The 21,099-nt window shown below is 40.2% G+C and carries 2 protein-coding genes; one reads left to right on the top strand and one right to left on the bottom strand.

Going from position 1 to position 21,099, the window contains the following annotated elements:
* Positions 1–99 precede the first annotated feature (99 nt).
* Positions 100–11,817: a type I polyketide synthase gene (locus tag EWV68_RS14005; protein WP_287170158.1), complete on the bottom strand. Its 11,718-nt coding sequence runs from the start codon at positions 11,815–11,817 to the stop codon at positions 100–102.
* A gap of 906 nt (positions 11,818–12,723) precedes the next feature.
* Between EWV68_RS14005 and EWV68_RS14000 the strand changes: the two genes are divergently transcribed.
* Entirely contained in the window at positions 12,724–21,087 is an 8,364-nt protein-coding gene (locus EWV68_RS14000; RefSeq protein ID WP_287170157.1) for a non-ribosomal peptide synthetase, read from the top strand.
* Positions 21,088–21,099 lie beyond the last annotated feature (12 nt).

Below are 21,099 nucleotides of genomic sequence, written 5' to 3'. Positions count from 1 at the left end.
GAATATAAACAAAAGTTTAACCCCACAGAGTTAAGCTTACTCATGTTCACCTACTTAGCCTACCACATCTTATGGCTTTTGAAACATTATTTTTAAAATTTAACCTCCATATTGATCAAGCTCCGTTAATTTTTGATTAAGTAATCTTGCCAGTTCGTCTTCACTGAGGCTGTCGTAGGGATTATGATTGTCAGGAATTGGATTTATTTTAATCTCAAAATCGAGATGATTGGCTAGAATTTGTTCCCTTAAGTAGGTACTTAAGCTGAGAAGATTAGGATAATCGAAAATGATCGAAGATGGCAATTTACACCCTAAATCTGTTTCTAAGCGATTTTTAAATTCTATGACCATTAGAGAGTTTAAACCTAAGTCTAAGAATGATGTTTGTTGAGGAATAACTTTGTTCCCATTTAACCCTGTCACTTCTCTTAATATTTTCTCCAGTCCTTCTACTAAAGCGTTTATTCGTTCGTCTATAGAGACAGATTTTAATCGTTCTAATAGTTTTGCTGGACTTGTTTGTTTTTGATTTTTTAGGGTTAATACCTCGCTAAAGAAGGGTTGATTAATATTGAAAGTTTGATTAAAAATCGACCAATTAATATCGATAACTATTCCTTGGTTAATATCACCTAAAATTATCTGGTTGAGATATTGAAACGCTTGCTCAGAAGGCATCATCTGCAAACCCCAATTAGCGAAACGTTGTTGATCAATTTGGTTGCTCGTCTCCCAAGCTCCCCAATTGATACTAATACCAGGTAATCCTAAACTTTGCCGTTGCTGCATTAGAGCATCCATGAAAGCATTAGCCGCCGCATAATTACTTTGACCCGGTGAACCAAGGATGACAGCCGCAGAAGAAAAGCTTACGAAAAAGTCTAAAGATAGAGAGCGAGTATAACGATCTAATAATAAAGTTCCTGCTACTTTTGGACTCATTACCTTTTGATATTTTTGCCAACTTTGATTACTGATAAGCCCATCTTCTAAGACCGCTGCTGCATGAATTATTCCTCGTAAGACGGGCAAGTCTGCCCCAAAACGAGAGAATAAATTTTTCATATCTGTGGGGGAAGTAATATCAGCTTCAATCAAGGTTACTTTTGTTCCTTTCTCCACTAATGGGGCTATCAATTCTGTTGAAGATTTAACATGGCGACTACACAAAACTAGGTGACTTGCTCCCATTTCTGATAACCATTGAGCCACTAATCCGCCGAGTTTTCCTCCCCCTCCCGTGATTAAATAAGCCCCTGACTGATTAATAAACTGTCGTTTTTCTGAGGTAGGAAGAGATGCAGAAACTAACCTGGCTGCGTAGCGGTTTCCTTGACGTAAAGCCAAACGGAATTCATGGGGGAAACACTTTAATTCATTGAATAAAAGTGCAGCTTCATTAGCTTCTTTATGGATTGGTAAATCTAAACAAACACAACCCATTTTAGGATACTCTTGATTAATGACTGCTCCTAATCCCCATAAATGGGACTGTTGAGGAGATAAAGCCGTATCATTGCTAATCTTATTAGCCCCGCGAGTAATCAGCCATAAATGGGGTAATTTCTCCCAGTTATTAGTGAGGGTTTGCACTAAATTTAAGACGGCATGAGAACTCTGAGATACTGTATCTAGCACGTCTTCAGCTTCTGAAGATTCCCAACAAAAAACAACACCAGTCGGAAATTCTCCAGATGGATAAGCTTCTTGATAGAGACGCTGAAAATCAGATTTATTATCCGGATTGATCACAAAAAAATCTTGAGAATAACATTGATAATTCTGCCCCATTTCTACAGTAATTACTTTTTCTCCTGCCTTTCTGTATAAATTAATTAGGGAATTTAAGTCTGTTTCTGGACGAACCAAGACTAACCAAGAATTTTGAGGATCGACGGCAACAGTTGGCATGGAAGAAAGTTTTTTCCATTCCACTTTATAAAAGCAATTATTTGACTTTTCTTGCCATAAACTCTGTAAAATAGCTGGATTTATGCGCCGTGCTGTTAAGTCAGTAAAGCGAGCGCAAAGCTGTCCTTGTTCATCATAAATATTAACATTTACTCTCATTTCACCATTAGTATCTGAGGTGACCTGAACTTCTGTCCAAACTTGCGAAGTTGGATTTAGGAATATTTCCAAGGAAGAGAATCGATAAGGTAGATGCAATTCTTGACCATGAATTTCGGGGAAAGCTGCCCCAATACTCTGTAAGCAAGCATCCAAAAGAACTGGATGAAAATAATAACGCCGATCCGCTAAACTAGGGTTAATACTAATTTTAGCTTGAGAGCCTTTTTTAAAAGAATATAACTCTTGAATCGCTTTGAACTGCTCCCCATACCTGATACCCATCTGCTGATAAAGCTCATAGAATTCACGAATAGAAATCGATTCTTTAGGGGTTTCTCTTTCTAATTTAGTTTGGGTTAATTCTGAGGCAGCCAAGCTTTGTATATCATTAGGTTTGACTTCACCTGTAACATGAAGAACCCATTGTTCTTGTGCAGAATCACTGCTAAATATCTCAAAAGTATAAATCAGTTGAGATGATTTTTTAGGTTTAAAAATTATTTGGACTATTAAGGGAGTTGGAGATAAGAGTAATCCCTGATGAATAGAGACATTTTCAAGGGTGACAAAATGCCCATTAAATATTTTCTGACTTGCGGCTAAAATAGCTTCAATAAAACCGGTAGCTGGAAATACAATGTTCTCAAATACCTTGTGTTCTTCTAAATAACTAGGGTTAAGAGAACTCACCTCACCTTCAAAGATCATGTCTCCCGTTGCTAACTTTTTAAAATCTCTAATGAAAGGATGTAACTGAGTCTTGATTTGCCCTAGAGAAAATTCCGAATTAGATAACCAATACCGTTCTCTTTGAAAAGGATAAGTCGGTAAAATAATCCGCTTACCTTGTTTAAATACTTTAGTCCAGTCTAGGGAATAACCATTAACAAAAAGTGTCGCTAAACTTCTATACATTTGTGCCTGTTCATCCTGACCGGGTACAATACTAGGCAACCATAATAGGTCTTGGTTGGCAGCAATAAGGCGAGCCATACTCAGTAATACAGGCTTAGAACCGACTTCTAGAAAACAACGATAACCCTGATCAATTAAAGACTGAAATCCTTGACTAAACTGTACAGTATTACGCAGATGATCTACCCAATAATCAGGAGTTGTAATTTCTGAACCTACAGGTTTCCCTGTCAGATTACTAATAATCGTTAAGCTAGGTTCATGAAAAGAAATTGTTTTTAAGACCTGGGAAAAATCATCAAGAATGGGCTGCATTAAAGGCGAATGAAAAGCATGAGATACCGCTAAACGTTTAGTTTTATGCCCTTGATCAATAAATTCTTTTTCGAGTTGCTCAACAATCTCTTTAAATCCAGAAATGACGGTAATTGAGCCATTGGCTGAAGCAATATTAACTTGATTTTCATAAGAAGTTAGAGCGTTTGCTACCGTCTCATAATCAGCATAAATAGCGGACATACTGCCATTGTGGGGCAATTTTCCCATTAATTTACCCCGTTGAGTCACTAATTTTAAGGCATCTTCTAAAGAAAAGACTCCTGCCCAACAAGCAGCCACATATTCCCCAATACTATGTCCTAAAAGGGCTGAAGGTTGTATTCCCCAAGATTGCCATAATTTGGCGAGTGCATATTCAAGGGAAAAAATCACCGGCTGAGTGATTTGGGTTTCCTCTAATAACTCACTATTTTGCTCTTGAAAGATTAAATCTAAGAGAGATTTTTCTAAAAGGGGTTCTAAAATTTGATCACAAAGATCTAATGTTTCCTTGAAAACAACTTCTCGGTTATAAAGGGTTTCTCCCATGCCGGAATATTGAGAGCCTTGTCCAGAAAAGAGGAAAGCTATCTTTTGTGGAGTCTCTGATAAAATCGGTCGGATTAATGAGTCAGAATTTTCACCATCTTGGTAATCAATTAATGCTCGTTGTGCCGTGGCTATTGAGTCTGCTAAAATACAGATTCGTTGCGGAAAAATCCCCCGCCCTGTACTGGCTGTAAAACAAACATCAGCTAAATTGATAGACTCAGTCAAAATATCTTGATAATTTCTCGCTAACTCTTGCAGCGATTTTTCAGAACGAGCCGAAAGGGGTAATAGATAAAAATTATTCTCCGAAGGTTGAGGTAAATCAGCGTCAATTTCCCCAACAATGATATGAGCATTCGTTCCACTAAATCCAAAGGAACTTACTCCAGCAATCCTTGAACGTTCGCTGATATGCCAAGGTTTTCCTTGTACAGGAACTTCAAAAATATGAGAACTCCAATCAAAGCGGGGATTAGGATTTTTAAAGTGAAGATGAGGAGGTATTTTATGGTGTTGTAACGCTAGAACGGTTTTAATTAATCCGGCAATTCCAGCAGCACCTTCTAAATGGCCTAAATTCGTTTTTACTGAACCAATAATTAAAGGCCGATTAGGGGAGCGTTGACCAAAAACGGCGGACATACTTTCTAATTCAATGGGATCACCAAGGGCTGTTCCAGTGCCGTGAGCTTCAATATAATCGATTTGTTCAGGCTTGAGATTAGCACGTTTAAGGGCTTGATGTAATAATTGTTCTTGAGCTTGACCATTAGGAACAGTTAGCCCACTACTTGGACCATCATGATTGACGGCTGTGCCATAAATTTTCGCCAAAATTTGGTCTCCATTCTTAACTGCTTGGCTCAATCTTTTCAGAACAACTATTCCACAGCCTTCTCCTCGCACCATGCCATTTGCGCTCTCATCAAAGGTTTTGCAATGTCCATCAGGGGCAAGCATATGGGCGCGACTTTCGATTAAAGAAATAATGGGAGTTAAAATCATATTAACCCCTCCGGCTAAAGCCAGATCGCACTCACCATTAAGTAAGGCATTATAAGCTAAATGAATCGCTACTAATGAGGAGGAACAAGCGGTGTCAATAGTCATTGATGGACCCTGTAAACCAAGGACATAAGAAAGACGACCCGCCGCCATACTAACAGAAGTTCCTGAACCAGTATAAGCATTAATGGCTTGAGGAGAATAACTTAATTGGGCATAATCTTGAGTCATGCAACCGATAAAAACTCCCGTCTGACTGTTGCGTAATTTTTGGGGATTTTGTCCAGCAGATTCTAAAGCTTGCCAAGTAGTTTCCAAGAGTAAACGCTGCTGAGGATCCATGGCGACAGATTCTCTAGGAATAATGCCAAAAAATTCTCCATCAAATTCCTCAATTTGTTCTAGAAATGCACCGTAAGGAGCGTATATTTTGCCGGGGACATCGGGATTAGGATCATACCATGTTTCCTGATCCCAGCGATCTTGAGGAATTTCTGTTATAGCATCTTTTCCCTGTTCTAAAAGTTCCCAGAAAGATTGTAAATTCTTAGCACCGCCGGGGAATCGACAAGCCATGCCGACAATAACAATAGGATCATCATCGAGTTGTGATTTTTCTGGCTGTTTTTGAGAAATTTCTGCTTTTATTTGAGGGGTAAATACCGGTTGACAATTATCTAGAACTTCTCGCTGTAAATAATTAGCTAAGACTTCAACATTCGGAAAACGAAAAGTAATTGTCGAAGGGAGAGAACAATTAAAGTCAGTTTGTAAAAGATTTCGTAACTCTGTAGAAGTGAGAGAGTCCATCCCCAAATCAAAAAAGCCTTGTTGAGGGGAAAAAGTTTCATCATTTGAGCGTCCTAAGACAGTAGAAACACGCATAATGATATGATTAGTTAGCCAATTAGGACGCTCTTTTAAGGTTAAATTTTGCCATTGTTTTAAAAACTCAGATGAGGGGGCTGCTTGGGGTTTTCCTTGAGGCAGAAAGTTTTTATAAAAGCTTTGATGAATATAAGGAAATTGTTGCCAGTCAATCTTAATTACACCAGCGCGAATAATCTGATTTAGGAGAATTTTTTCGAGAGCATTAAGGGCTAAATCGGGTTTCATAGCCGCATATCCTTTAGCGGCTAATCTCTCCAAAACATTGCGATCTACTGCTGCACCTATTTCGCTCCAAGGACCCCAATTTATGACCGTTCCGGGTAAATGATGCGCCTGACGATAATAGATAAAAGCGTCTTCAAAGGCATTAGCTGCCGCGGCATTGGCTTGTCCAGCTGAGCCAATTAAAGATACAGCAGAAGTATAACAGACAAAGAATTCTAATGGGTCATTTAGGGTGAGTTGATGAAGCAACCAAGTTCCTTTAACTTTGGGAGCTAAAACATAATTAAAGCGCTCTGGTGTTAGTCTTAATAAGGTGGTATCGTCTAAGGTTCCAGCAATGTGAAAAACGCCTCGTACAGGATATTTAGAACGGCATTCTTCTAAGACAGTGTGCAGTTTTTCAGCATCGGTAATATCAAGTTTTTTGAGGGTAATTTCTGCCCCACTAGAGGAGAGATTGGCTAATATTTCAGGGCTAACTCCTTCTGCCCCTCGACGACTACACAAAACTAGATTCCGCGCCCCTTTTTCAATCATCCATCGGGTTGTTGCTAATCCTAACCCCCCTGTGCCTCCTGTGATTAAATAATAGCCATCAGGACTAAAATTGATATTTCCATCTTCAAGTTTTCTCTGCACTAAACGGGGATAAAAACGCTGTTCCCCCCGCAAAGCAACCCGGTTTTCTTGGGGATTACTGTAGATTTCTTGCAGCAGTTTGTCGGCTGAGTTTACTTCATCTGGATCTAGGTCAATCGCCTTAAAATTAAGTTCAGGATGTTCTAAGACTAGGCTGAAGGCTATTCCTAATAAGGATGCTTGAGAGGGAGAGGTCAGGGTTTTAATGGCTTTTGCTGGTACTGCTCCTTGAGTCACTAAAATCAGAGCCGGCGGATTTTCTTGCTGCAATAAGGCTTGTAAGAAAAAGAGAAATCTTTGACAATGAATCTCGACTTGTTGATCCATTTCTCCAGGGATTTTTTCTAAGCCCCAGAAGTACAGTATTTGACGAGTTTCTGAAGTTATCGAGTTTCTCAATATTGATAGGTAATCATCAGCAATCTCCGGGTTAATATCTTGGAAAAAGACGCAAGAACAACTTATTCCTCTCTGTTGGAATAGCGGGATTAAACCGTTAGCAATTCCTTGACTATCTGCCCAGATTATTTGATGATAGTAAGATTTTGCCGGAAGAGAAGGTAATTGCTCACTGCTTCGACTAATGATGACACTTTGTTTTAATAAATTTCGGGTTTTTGCTTGGCTTGGTTCGATAATATTAATGTCTTCAAATTGATTCTCAATCAGTAAATTTTGCCAATCTTTTGTGCTGATTAACGGATAACCATTCCGCCGCAGATCTTGACTACATAACCACCATCCTTCTGTCAAGCCAAAGGTTAAATCTACCCAACGTCTTGCCCCTGTACTTTCTAAGAGGATTAGTAGTCCCTTAGGAGCGATGAGAGAGCGCACATTTTCCAGGGTTTTTTGAAGGTTGGCTGTGGCATGAAGAACATTAGCGGCGATGATTATGTCAAAACTGCCGGGGAGAAAATCTTGAGTAAAGGGATTTTTTTCAATGTCTAAAGTTTGATATTTAATAAAGGGATAGTTTCTAAAATTTTCCTTGGCTCTTGTTAAGAAACTAGAGGAAATATCGGTGAATACATATTCGATATGTTCTGTGGGTAAGTGAGGTAAAATGCCAGCAGTAACGGCTCCTGTTCCTCCTCCAATTTCGAGAATTCTTAGGGTATAATGGGGGGGTAAATTCTCAATAGCACGGCGGATTGTGGTGGCGACTAACTGATTCATCAATTTAGCTCCGGCAGCTTCCGAATAAATTGATGCGATCGCTTCTAAATCCCCTTGAGGAAAGAGTAATTCTAATGGCTCAACTTGACGACTCATGACTGCTGCCAAAGCAGAGCCACAACGCTCCATTAGACTAATTTCTGCTGGATAATCGGCAAATTCTTGGCGGAGAATTTTAATTTGCGATGGCGATGAAGGTGCTTCTAATTCTTTGAGGAATAACCAGCCATCTTTTGTCTGATTAACGATTTTTTCTTCAGCTAAAATGCTTAAACATCGAGATAATAAAGGTCGGTAAAAATCGACAATTTTACCTTGATTTGCTATCTGTGCTTCGGAATAAGTTTGACCTAATTTTGGCTGTCCATTAAGTTTTGTTAAGGCTTGCCAAATATAGGTTACGCTTAACTTTTCTAAGGCTTCCATTAAGCGCTCATATTGCCCCAATTTTTCCCCTAGTTGTTGTTCTAACTGTGCAGGGTGAATTTGATTTTTAATCACCTGGGGAGCTACTAAAGTGTCTCTACCATTCCCTAATAATTCCTCGCAAGGCATCCATTCTTCTAGATAGATTTGAGGGGGGATTTCTTGGGGGATAATCTCTTGAGATTGAACGGCTTTTAGTTCTAAGTTGGTGAGGGATGCTAAGGGTTGACCTTGGGGGGAATAGATATCAATATCAGCGATAATAATGTTAGGGTTAGGGTTAGGGTTAGGGGAGGAGTTTTTCAGTCGAACCGCGCTGATTACCTGCTCATCAGGAGGGTGAAAAAATGCCAATTGCCCAAGGCGAACAGGAACATAAGTTACTGAGGATTCTTCTTTAAATAAAATGGCAGCAATCCCTTGAAAACAAGCGTCTAACATAGCGGGATGAAAATGATATTTTTCCCGCTCTAACCTATCGGTTAATTTGATTTGAGCAAAAGCTGTATTTTCCCCCCGCTTCAGTTGATGAATGAGCCGAAAGTTACTCCCGTAATTTATCCCTGATTTTTGATAAGTTTCATAAAAGGAGTTGATATCGACTTCTTCGGAACAATTTTTGGCGATTTCTTCTAGATGACAATGGGTTAAATTAGTTGATTTCAATTCCTCAATTTTTCCAGTAACTAAGATTTCCCAATTTGGCTCAAGTTCATGGTAAATTTTAAAGCTTTTTTGCTCAATGATTAACTGTAATGTGTCTTCCGTATCTTTTAAAATTAATGCCTTCTTAAATTCAACATTTTCTAAAATAACTTTTTGATTCTCCCCGGCAGCTAAAGCCATTTCTATCAAGGCAGATGCTGGCAATATGGCCTGATCAAAAACCTGATGTTCTCCTAAAAATGCAGGTTTATGTTTACTAATGCTCCCTCGATATTGAAGGAAAGCTAAGGGAGAAGGAAAACGATCGCCTAGTAAGGGATGTCCAGAGTAATAATTAGGGTTTTTATAGCTAGAAGACTCTGATTTATTGCCAGAATTTATCCAGTAGCGTTTGCGTATAAAAGGCGAATTAGGTAAACTAATTTTTTGCCCGGGATGTGAGCGATGAAAGGCTTCCCAGTTAATATTAAATCCTCTTACATAGAGTTGACCTAGCACCCTTTGCTCATGCTGATCACTGTGACAATCTTCCCCTAAACTAGATAACCATAGAATTGAATTTACCCCTAACTTTTGACGACCTATATTAATGAGATTGGCACTGATTCCCATTTCTAGGAAGATTTGATATCCCATTTGATGCAAAGTAGAAATTCCCTGGGCGATTTCGTCGGATTTTTGCCTAATCCTTTCCCCTCTATTCACGGAATTTTTGAGGGATTTTTTCACCACTTCACCCTGATAAATTAGGGTAATATCGGGAGAGTTAGAATCGACTTCTGGGGTGCTTTTGAGCAAGGATACAAGGTCTTCTGAGTTGGGGTTTTGTGGGCTAATTTGAGCGCGTTTTGCCACCAGCTTGACGGTATCTTCAAGGGAAAAAACGCCCGCTTGTTGAGCGGCGAGATATTCCCCTAATCCAGAACCTAAAATCGCAGAAGGAGAAATTCCCCACGATTTCCAGAGTTCACAAAGAGCATATTGATAGGGAAATAATACCGGTTGTACAGACAAAGGAATCTGAGGCTCTAAGGCTTTTTTAGATGACAATAATTCCTGAAGAGAAAATTCTAAATATTTTTTAAACAGATGATCACAGTGCCTAAAAGCATCATAAAATACTGGCTCATTATTGAGCAGGGTTTCAATGATTTCTGGACTAATTTCTTGCTCGTCATGGCAGAGAAAAGCAATTTTAGGATGGCTTTGCGCTTCTCCATAAATGATGTCGAAGCTATTATTTTGAATATTTTGAAATTGCTTTTCATCCCCATTGCTCTTGAGAAAAGCCTGAATGCCTTGGCGCAGATTCTCTTGATTAGAAACTAAAAGAGCGAGACGATGTTTATGGGGAAAACGACCGGTATTTAAAGATAGGGCAATGTCCTTGACGTTGAGAGATGTTTTCTGCTCAAGATAATCCACAAATTGAGTCGTAAAAAGACGTAAACGTTCGGGTTCTTTAGCCGAAAAAGTAACGAGAATGGGGGATATTTTGGGGTTTTGGGGTTGCGGTTGAGGCGGTTCGCTTAAAATAACATGAGCGTTGGTTCCCGATGCTCCAAAAGAACTGACTCCAGCCGCTTTGAGCTGGCCATTGTTAACATTACAAGGACAATTTTGCGTGACGATACTAATCGGTAAGGCATCCCAATTAATATGAGGATTGGGTTTTTTGAGATTTAGATGAGCCGGAATTTCACGGTAGTGTAGCGATAATGCGGTTTTAATTAATCCTGAAATTCCAGCCGCCGCCGCCAGATGACCTAAATTAGTTTTGAGAGAACCGACTAATAACGGGTTGGATTTCCGACGATTGAGGCATAATGCCTCGGCTATGGCTTTAATTTCGATGGGATCTCCCAAAGATGTTCCTGTACCGTGAGCTTCAACATAATCGATAGCCTCGGCATCTAAACGAGCGTCAGCTAGAGCTTCTCTGATTAATTCTCTCTGTACGGGCCCATTAGGAACGGTAAAGCCGCCACTAGCTCCATCGTTGTTGACTGCGGTCCCTCGAATCACGGACCAAATGTGATCACCATCTTGAAGAGCGTCACTGAGTCTTTTTAAGACGATGACTCCGCAACCTTCCCCGATTCCAAACCCATCGGCACTTTCGTCAAAGGTTTTGCATTGGCCATCTGGGGCCAACATCTGATTGCGGCACAAGGCGATGACGACTTCTGGAGTTAAAACTAAGTTCACTCCTCCGACTAAAGCTTGTCTGCATTCTTGGGAACGTAAGGAACGGCAAGCGAGATGAACAGCGACTAAGGAAGAAGAACAAGCGGTATCTACTGCCAAACTCGGACCATTAAGATTTAAAAGGTAAGAAATACGCCCAGCTGCCGCATTAGTATGATTACCCGAAATATGATAGGCTCCGATGGCATTATAGTCCTCATTTGAGGTAAGAATACGGGCATAGTCATTGTTGGTAATCCCGATAAAAACCCCTGTTTTTCCCCTTCTAGCCGTCGTTGTTGCCATTCCTGCATTTTCCAAAGCTTCATAGGCTACCTCTAAAAGCAACCTTTGCTGAGGATCCATAGCGACGGCTTCCTTGGGAGCAATTCCGAAAAAATGGGCATCAAACTGGGAGACATCATCAAGAAACCCCCCCTGAGAAACATAGATTTTACCCACTTTATTCCGATCTGAATCATAAAAATCCTGCTGGTTCCAGCGCTCCTTAGGTATTTCTCTGAGGTTATTTTTACCCGCTTTGAGGAAAGACCAGAAGGATTCAGGTGTCGCAATATTATGACCGAAACGACAACCTAAACCGACGATAGCTAAGGGTTCGCTTTGTTGAGACTCGAAAGCTTTTAATTTTTCTTTAGCTTCACTAAGAGCTTTAAAAACTCTAGTTTGGATTGATTGGTCGTTTTCGGATAAGTTCTTTTTATCTTGAAAGTCCATAGTGTTAGAATCGACTTGGAAAAGAATAATTATTGCGACTGACGGGGTGACAAGCAGATGGAAAGTGAAACAGGGTGTAGAGTGTCGGGTTTAGGGAAAAAGCTTGAGACTTTCGCCAAAAGATAACGAGGGAATTTGGTTTTTGTCTAGTAAGTCGATTAATTTGATGGATCACAGTGAGGAAAATTTTCCCCCACCTCACTTAAACTTCAACCTCGTTGTCACCCCTTCAGCTATTACGACCAGACAGCTAATCGTACCTGATCAAGGTAGTAATTGTCAATAGACATCTGCAATAAACGTTTATGGGGTGTGGCATCCTCAGATCTGATAGTCTTGCGCTAATCTATCTTTAAATGTCACACTTTCCGCACTTCTTAATATTCAATTAATAATTTTTACTAATTTATTGCTCCCACAGTAGTTTCTACAATGAAGATTTTTCGTCAAAACAGCTTGGGGAATGTAAAAATATGTAAAAGTATATGAAGATGTGCAGAATGTCGGTTAATATGCTATGATGTCGAGGCTCAGAACAATTTTGAACAAGCGACAGAAACCTCGACCTTAGCCCTAGGCGGGTTTCCTGTAGTTCGTATAGCAATAATCCCACTCGTCAGAGACGGGAATTATCGCTTTAAGGGAACTGGGAACGGGGAAAAAGCATTGTACCCCATGACTCTGAATACCGCCATCAACTACTATTTAGGGAAAAGGTTAAGTAGTCGGACATAAATTCTGTTGTCTATCTTAAGAAATGTAAATTGCCGCAATTCTTACTGACTCCTGACTTGAAAGTGGCAAGTGGCAAGTGGGGAGAATACACAAAAGCTGTCTCCTGTCTCCTGTCTCCTGACTCCTTACCCTACAGTTAACTTTACTTTTGTCCAACTACTTAGAACAGCAATGGAAGCACATCTGGTTTCAATAGATTACCAAATTCGGCAACTTCAAGAAATAGATCCAGTAACTACTCTATTTGGTAATGTAAGTCAGAATAAAACCGGGGAGCAAGATAGCGTTATTGAAGTTATCTCTACAGATTTACAGGAAAAAATCAACAGTTTAACGGCAAACAATTCCGTTAATAAATTAGCATTTCATCTGGCTGTTGTCCAGGTTTTAATGTTTAAATATACTGCTCAAGTCGAGTTTGCCACGGCTACAGGAGCTTTGAATACAGAAAAATTAGATAGCCTGATATTTTGCCGGTTCAATCAACATAATTTTAGTTCATTTAAAGATTTACTAAGGATCATTCGTAAAGATTTACAAGAAGGCTATCGCCATCAAAACTATACGCTGGATAGTTTGGTCAAAACCTTGGCAGCAAGAGGAGGAAATCTAGAGAACATTTTTGACGTTGCTGTGATTAAAGAAGGACTGTGTGCGGACATTTCTTCGTTAAATCGGTTTCAATTAGTTTTTACCATAGAAGCGGATGATAGTGGTGTTTCTGTCACTTTTATTCAAGATAAATTTCCCAGAGATTTTGTCAAGAGAATGCTAGGACATTACCTAGAAATCTTAGAAACAGTGACGAGTAATCCCGATATAGATTTGTCAGAAATTGATATATTAACGACAAAAGAACGAGAACAATTACTGAGAGATTGGAATGATACGGCCATTCAATATCCTGAAAAGCAATGGATTCATCAGCTATTTGAAGAGCAAGCCAAACTTTACCCTGAGAGAGTGGCGGTCATTTTTGAAAATCAAGAATTAACTTATCAAGAATTAAATGAAAAAGCCAATCAACTTGGTCATTACCTACAAAAATTAGGAGTAAAACCAGAGGAATTAGTAGGAATTTATCTAGAGCGTTCCTTAGAAATGGTAGTAGGATTATTGGCTGTTCTGAAAGCTGGAGGAGCTTACGTCCCCTTAGATCCTAATTATCCTCAAGAACGCCTAAGTTATCTATTAGAAGATACTGGGGTAAAAGTGATCATTACTGCGGAATCGCTGCGGGGATTGTTGGGGGAATACCGGGGAATTGTTGTTGCTTTGGATACAGATTGGCCGGCAATTTCTCAAGAAAGTCAGAACAATTGTGACAGTGGTGTAACGGGGGAAAATTTAGCCTATGTTATTTATACTTCGGGATCCACAGGTAAGCCTAAAGGCGTAATGAATAATCATAAGGGGATTAGGAATCGTTTGTTGTGGATGCAGGATACTTATCAGTTAACTAAGAGTGATGGCATTTTACAAAAAACCCCTTTTAGTTTTGATGTTTCAGTCTGGGAATTCTTTTGGCCCTTATTAGCCGGTGCAACCCTAGTGGTAGCTAAACCAGAAGGTCATAAAGATAGTACCTATTTAATACAATTGATCCAAAAGCAGCAAATCACTACCCTTCATTTTGTCCCCTCAATGTTGCGAGTGTTTCTGCAAGAACCAGAGCTAAAAGAATGTAGTTCTCTCAAGCGGGTTTTCTGTAGTGGGGAAGCTTTGTCATTAGACTTAACACAACGCTTTTTTGAGCATTTTGACTGTGAACTTCACAACCTCTACGGTCCGACTGAGGCGGCGATTGATGTGACTTACTGGCCCTGTTTGCCGGAGAATCAAAAAGCTCTAGTGAGTATTGGTCAACCAATTGCCAATACTCAGATTTATATTCTTAATCCGGATTTACAACCAGTTCCTATAGGGATTGTGGGAGAATTACATATTGGTGGCATAGGTTTAGCTCGTGGATACCTCAATCGTCCCGAATTGACGGCCGAGAAATTTATCCCTAATCCTTTTGCTAAGGTCGAAGGAGAAATAGGGGGAGAAATTAGGGCAAAATTATATAAAACGGGAGATTTAGCCCGGTATTTACCCGATGGAAATATTGAATTTTTGGGGCGTATTGACCATCAAGTTAAGATTCGAGGTTTCCGGATTGAGCTTGGGGAAATTGAAACTATACTCAGTGAACATCCAGCAGTTGAGCAAGCGGTAGTCATTGCATCGGAGACAGAAACAGGGAGTAAAACACTAATTGCTTATGTTGTGGGTCAGTCTCAAGAGGGGGAACTCTTGGCGACTTCAGAAAAAGGGCAATTATTCGATGAGCAAATCGAGCAATGGCAAAGCCTCTATAACCAAATTTACAGCCAAACATCGGCAGATTCTCAAGGGATATTTAATATTGTTGGCTGGAATAGTAGTTACACGGGGGAACCTATCCCGGTTGCTCAGATGCGAGAATGGCTAGATGATAAAGTTAAGGTTATTCTCGCTCAACAACCTAAAAAAGTTCTGGAAATAGGTTGTGGAACCGGGTTAATATTATTCCAAGTTGCTCCCCATTGCCAGTGTTATTGGGGAACCGATATTTCATCAGTAGCCTTAGACCATATTCAGCGAATTAATCAAGAAGGGCCTCAGCTAGAGCAAGTCAGGCTATTGCATAGCACAGCCGATAATTTTGAGGGTTTGGAGTCAGAAGGATTCGATACAATTATCCTTAACTCGGTTGTGCAGTATTTCCCCCATATAGATTACTTATTGCGGGTTTTAGAGGGAGCTATCAAGGTACTAACTCCGGGGGGGTGTATTTTCCTTGGAGATGTGCGAAACTTGCAACTCATGGAAGCTTTTCACGCTGATGTAGAACTTTATAAGGCTAACCCTGAGGATGCGATTAAGGATTTTAAACAGCGTGTACAGAGAAAAATTGAGCAAGAAAATGAGTTATTCATTGACCCGGATTTTTTTAGAGCAATTCAGTCCTATTTTCCTCAGATTACTGAAGTCGAGATTCATCTAGAGAGAGGTCAACACCACAACGAATTAACTCAATTCCGTTATAATGTTGTTCTGCGGATTGAAACGATTCTGGATTTTAGCACCGACTTTCCAGAATTAAACTGGACTGAACAGCAGCTGACTTTATCTGAGGTAAGAAATCAACTGGGGAAATCTGAGGGGTTAAGGGTGATAGGTGTCCCTAATTCTCGCTTGTTCAGACCTTTAAAAAGTGCGGAATTGTTGAGGAATTCTCAAGACTTGGGGACGACCGAGGAATTTAGAGCTATTAAATCGGACATTATACCGGAAAATGCCGTAGAACCTGAAGATTTTTCGGCTTTAGCTGAGGATTTATCCCTTTCGGTTTGGGTAACTTGGTCGGATACTCCAGACCGTTACGATGTGATTTTTGCCCCGCTGGAAAATTCCCGTAGAAATTACATCGCTTTTACCCCCACCCACACCGCAAAACCTGAATGGCAACTTTATGCAAATCACCCTTTAAGGTCTAAGTTAAACAGTAAACTGATTCCCCAACTGCGGAGTTATCTGCAAAACCAACTCCCAGAATACATGATACCTCATGCCTTTGTGCAATTGGATGCTATTCCTCTGACAAATAGTGGAAAAATTGACCGTCGCGCCCTACCCTCTCCAAGCTATAACAGTTTAAGGAATTCGGAGAATTTTGTAGCACCTTGTACCCCTCTTGAGGAAATTTTAGCGCTGATTTGGGCTGAAGTTTTGGGCATCGAAGAGGTTGGTATTCACGATAATTTTTTTGAACTTGGGGGGGATTCGATTCGGGGCATACAAGTGATCGCTAAGGCGCGACAAATGGGTTTTCATTTTTCCTTACCCCAATTATTGCAACATCAAACCATTCAAGAATTGGCCAATTGCGTTAGCTATGAAATTGATACTTTAGGGACTGAAAAAACGGAAGTTTTTAGTTTAATTTCTCAAGAAGTTCGCCTCAATTTACCGGAGGAAGTGGAGGATGCTTATCCTCTAACTGATCTACAATTGGGGATGATATTTCATAGTGAATATCAGGGTAATCTATCGGTGTACCATGATGTGTTTACCTATCATATTCGTGCTGATTTTAGTTTTCCCGCTTTACATAGTGCTATTCAGGAGATTGTCCAGCGGCATCCAGTATTACGAACCAGTTTCGCACTCTTTGAATATCAGGAACCCCTACAATTAGTTCATCGACAAATCGATGTTCCTTTAGGATTAGATGACCTAACCCATCTATCTACTTCTGAACAAGACACGGCTATTGATGATTGGATTGAGCGGGAAAAAATCCGCACTTTTGACTGGAATATTCCTCCTTTATTTCGCTTTCATCTCCATCGCCGCAGTCAGGATAACTTTAACCTAACTTTCAGTTTTCATCACTCTATTTTAGATGGTTGGAGTGTGGCTTCGTTGCTCACAGAATTGTTACAACAGTATCTCTATCTTCTCGACAAAAAAGTTCTCCCTCTCTCTCCAACTCCCGCTCTCAGTTTTAGGGATTTTGTTGCCTTAGAAAAGAAAACTGTCCAATCGCCAGAATGCCAGAATTATTGGCAAGAAAAACTCAGAGATGTGACGCTGACTAAACTTCCTCAGTGGTCGAAATCTAATCAAGTTAATCAAGATTTGGATTGGTTAGTTCCTATATCTAGTCAGGTATCTCAGGGATTAAAACAACTCGGTAAACAAGTGGGAGTACCCCTAAAAAGTGTTTTATTGGCGGCTCATTTTCGGGTATTAAGTTTACTGAATAATCAGAGGGATATTGTTACGGGTTTAGTCTCTAATGGACGGTTAGAAGCAGCCGATGGGGAAAAGATATTAGGTTTATTTTTGAATACTTTGCCCCTACGTTTAGAGTTATCTGGAGGCCCTTGGAGCGATTTAGTTAAGCAAGCTTTTGATGTTGAAAGAGAATGCTTATCTTGGCGAAGATATCCCCTCGCTGAGTTACAAAAATCAGGTCAACCTTTGTTTGATACGGCTTTTAATTTTATTCATTTCCATGTTTATCAAGGTATCATCGGGGTGAAAGATTTAGAGGTCTTAGGAGGGAAGTTTTTTAATCAAACTAATTTTACATTGTTAGCTAATTTTAGTCTTCATCCCCTTTCATCTCAAATAGAACTTACCCTTAAATATGATGGGAATTATCTAGGGGAAAAGCAGATGGAGTTAATCGGAGGATACTACGAGAAAACTCTCATCGCTATGGCAACGGAAGGGTTAGAACGTTATGAAACTTGTTGTTTACTTTCTGAGCAAGAACAACATCAATTATTAAAAGAATGGAATGATACCGAGGTTCACTATCCGGATGGGTGTATTCATCAATTGTTTGAGGAGCAAGTTAAGCGCAGTCCTGATGCGATCGCTATTATTACAGAAAATGAACAATTAACCTACCGTCAATTAAACGAAAAAGCGAATCAATTAGGGCATTATTTAGGCAAAAAAGGGTTAAAACCGGAGTCTTTGGTGGGAATTTGCCTAGAACGGACCCCTGAGATGGTTATAGGGTTATTAGCCATTCTCAAAGCAGGGGGAGCTTATGTACCTTTAGATCCAGCTTATCCAACTGAACGCCTCAATGTTATCTTAGAAGATGCTCAAGTTTCCTTGTTGCTAACACAAGCAAAATTAGTAGAGAAATTAGGGAATTATCCAGGGAATCTGGTGATATTAGAGGCAGAAGCCAGAAATATAGCCCTAGAAAGTCCCGAAAACCTCTCTTTACCCGTAAGTTCCAGTAATACCGCTTATGTGATTTATACCTCCGGTTCAACGGGGAAACCAAAAGGGGTTGTCATTGAGCATCACAGCACCACAACCTTACTGAATTGGTCCAAGGAAGTCTTTAGCAGTGAGGAATTAGCGGGGGTTTTGGGAGCTACTTCTATTTGTTTTGATTTGTCAGTATTTGAACTATTTTTGCCCTTGGCTGTGGGGGGTAAGATTATTCTGGCCCAGAATGTTCTAGATTTGCCTAGTTTAAGTGCAGCCAAAGAGGTAACATTAATTAATACCGTACCTACAGCGATCGCTCAACTGCTGGAAATTGAGGCGATACCTGAGACTGTGCAAACGGTAAACCTCGCCGGAGAAGCTTTGTCTAATCAATTGGTACAGAAGCTTTACCAGCAGGAAAACATTAAGAATGTTTATAATCTCTACGGTCCTTCAGAAGATACCACTTATTCCACTTTTAGCTTAGTGCCTAAAGGACACCATGGACAACCGAGTATCGGCCGGCCTATTGCCAATACTCAAGTTTATATTCTGGACTCTTTTAAGCAACCGGTTCCTCTAGGAACTATTGGTGATTTATATATCGGGGGTAAAGGGTTAGCTCGATGTTATCTGAATCAACCTGAATTAACCGCCGAGAAATTTATCTCCAATCCGTTTAGTAATGAACCCAATGCCAAACTCTATAAAACAGGAGATTTAGCCCGATATTTACCCGATGGAAATATTGATTTTTTGGGGCGGGGTGATAATCAGGTAAAATTGCGGGGTTTCCGCATTGAATTAGGAGAAATTGAGGCAACTCTAGGGACTTATCCCCAAGTTAAGCAAAAGGTGGTGAAGGTTTGGGAAGACTCCTATCGGAATAAGAGATTAGTCGCTTATCTAGTAGGAGAAAATGGCCCGATAAATACTGAGGATTTGCGTCGTTTCTTGGGACAGAAATTGCCAGAGTATATGATTCCGGCTCTTTTTGTCTCCTTAGAAACTCTCCCTCTGACTCCCAATGGAAAAATTGACCGTTCCAGTTTACCCCTCCCTGAGATACCTTGGACATCTGAGCAGGATTTTGTCCCCCCGCATACTCAGAAAGAAAAGATTTTGGCCAGTATTTGGCAAGATGTTCTCAGAATTAAACAAGTGAGTCGTTATGACCGCTTTTTTGAAGTTGGGGGCGATTCTATTCTCAGTATTCAGGTTGTCGCTCGCGCTCGTCAAGCCGGGTTGAAGATTACCCCTAAACAGATATTTGAATATCCTACTCTTGCTGAACTAGCTACAGTTGCCGATTATTCCACAGCCGAATTAGCTAAACAGGGTTTAGTGACGGGTATTGTGCCTCTCACTCCCATTCAACTGTGGTTTTTTGAGCAAAATCGCGCTGAAATGCACCACTTTAATCAGTCTGTCCTCTTAGAAGTTCCCCATCACCTGAAAGCTGATTTGTTAGCTCAATCTCTGAGAAAATTAATTGAACATCATGACGCTTTGCGGTTACGGTTTACTGTGGAGGAAGGACAATGGCAACAAGTTAATGAAGGAATGCCGGAGGAAGTACCTTTTGAAGTGATTGATTTGTCTTCTATTCCTCAATCTCAGCAAAGGGAAACTCTCTTAGCAATGGCAACAACTCAACAGGCAAGTTTAAACCTCTCTACTGGACTATTAATCAAGGCGGTACTATTTGAATTGGCACCCTATCAACCCAGTCGGTTACTGATTATTATTCATCACTTGGGGGTTGATGGTGTATCTTGGCGAATTTTGTTAGAAGATTTATTGATGACTTATCAACAGCTAGAAAGGGGGGAGAATGTAGAACTTCCACCTAAAACCATAGCCTTTCAGGATTGGGCGCTTCTCTTGAGGGATTATGGACAAGGGGAAAAAGCGAAAGAGCCATTAGACTATTGGTTAACTCAACCTTGGTTAGAGGCGAGAAATTTACCTGTAGATGACGAGGCTGGAAAACAATACAATACAGTAGCGACGGCAAATGATGTCACGGTGACTCTAGATGAAGAACAAACCCGCACCCTCTTGCAAAAAGTCCCCGCTGCCTATAACACTCAAATTAATGAGGTTTTGTTAACCGCTTTAGCGGAAACTTTGACACAATGGACAGAAAATTTGACCATATCTCTTGATTTGGAAGGACACGGACGAGAAGATTTGTTCAGTGAGGTTGACTTATCGAGGACGGTAGGTTGGTTTACCAGTCTTTTTCCGGTTATTTTGCGACTCCCCCCCGAAAATCACCCGGGTGAGCGGCTCAAATCTATTAAAGAACAGTTACGAGCTATTCCTCACAGGGGAATTGGCTATGGAATTTCGCGATATTTGAGTGATGATGCTGATATTAAGTCTCAATTAGCTGAAATTCCTGCCAGAGAAGTTTTGTTTAATTATTTAGGTCAATTTGAGCAAGGACAATTGCAAAAAGGGGATTGGAAATTAGCGAATGAGTCTAAGGGGCCTAATCACAGTCTTAAGGGACATCGTAGTCATTTATTAGAGATTACGGCCAGAGTTATCGAGGGACAGTTACAAGTAAACTGGACTTATAGCGATCTCATCTATGAACGTTCGACGGTAGAATATTTAGGGCGCAGCTATAAAGAAGCTTTGCTGAAATTGATTGAGCATTGTTTATCTCCTGATGCTGGGGGTTACACTCCCTCAGATTTTCCAGTAGCGCACTTGAATCAACAGGAATTAGACGATATTCTGGCAGAAATTGACTAATAAGGAGAATCT

It is taken from the genome of Microcystis sp. M_QC_C_20170808_M9Col (assembly GCF_007095495.1).
GTDB lineage: Bacteria > Cyanobacteriota > Cyanobacteriia > Cyanobacteriales > Microcystaceae > Microcystis > Microcystis aeruginosa.
This window is presented reverse-complemented; position numbering and strand designations above follow the sequence as displayed.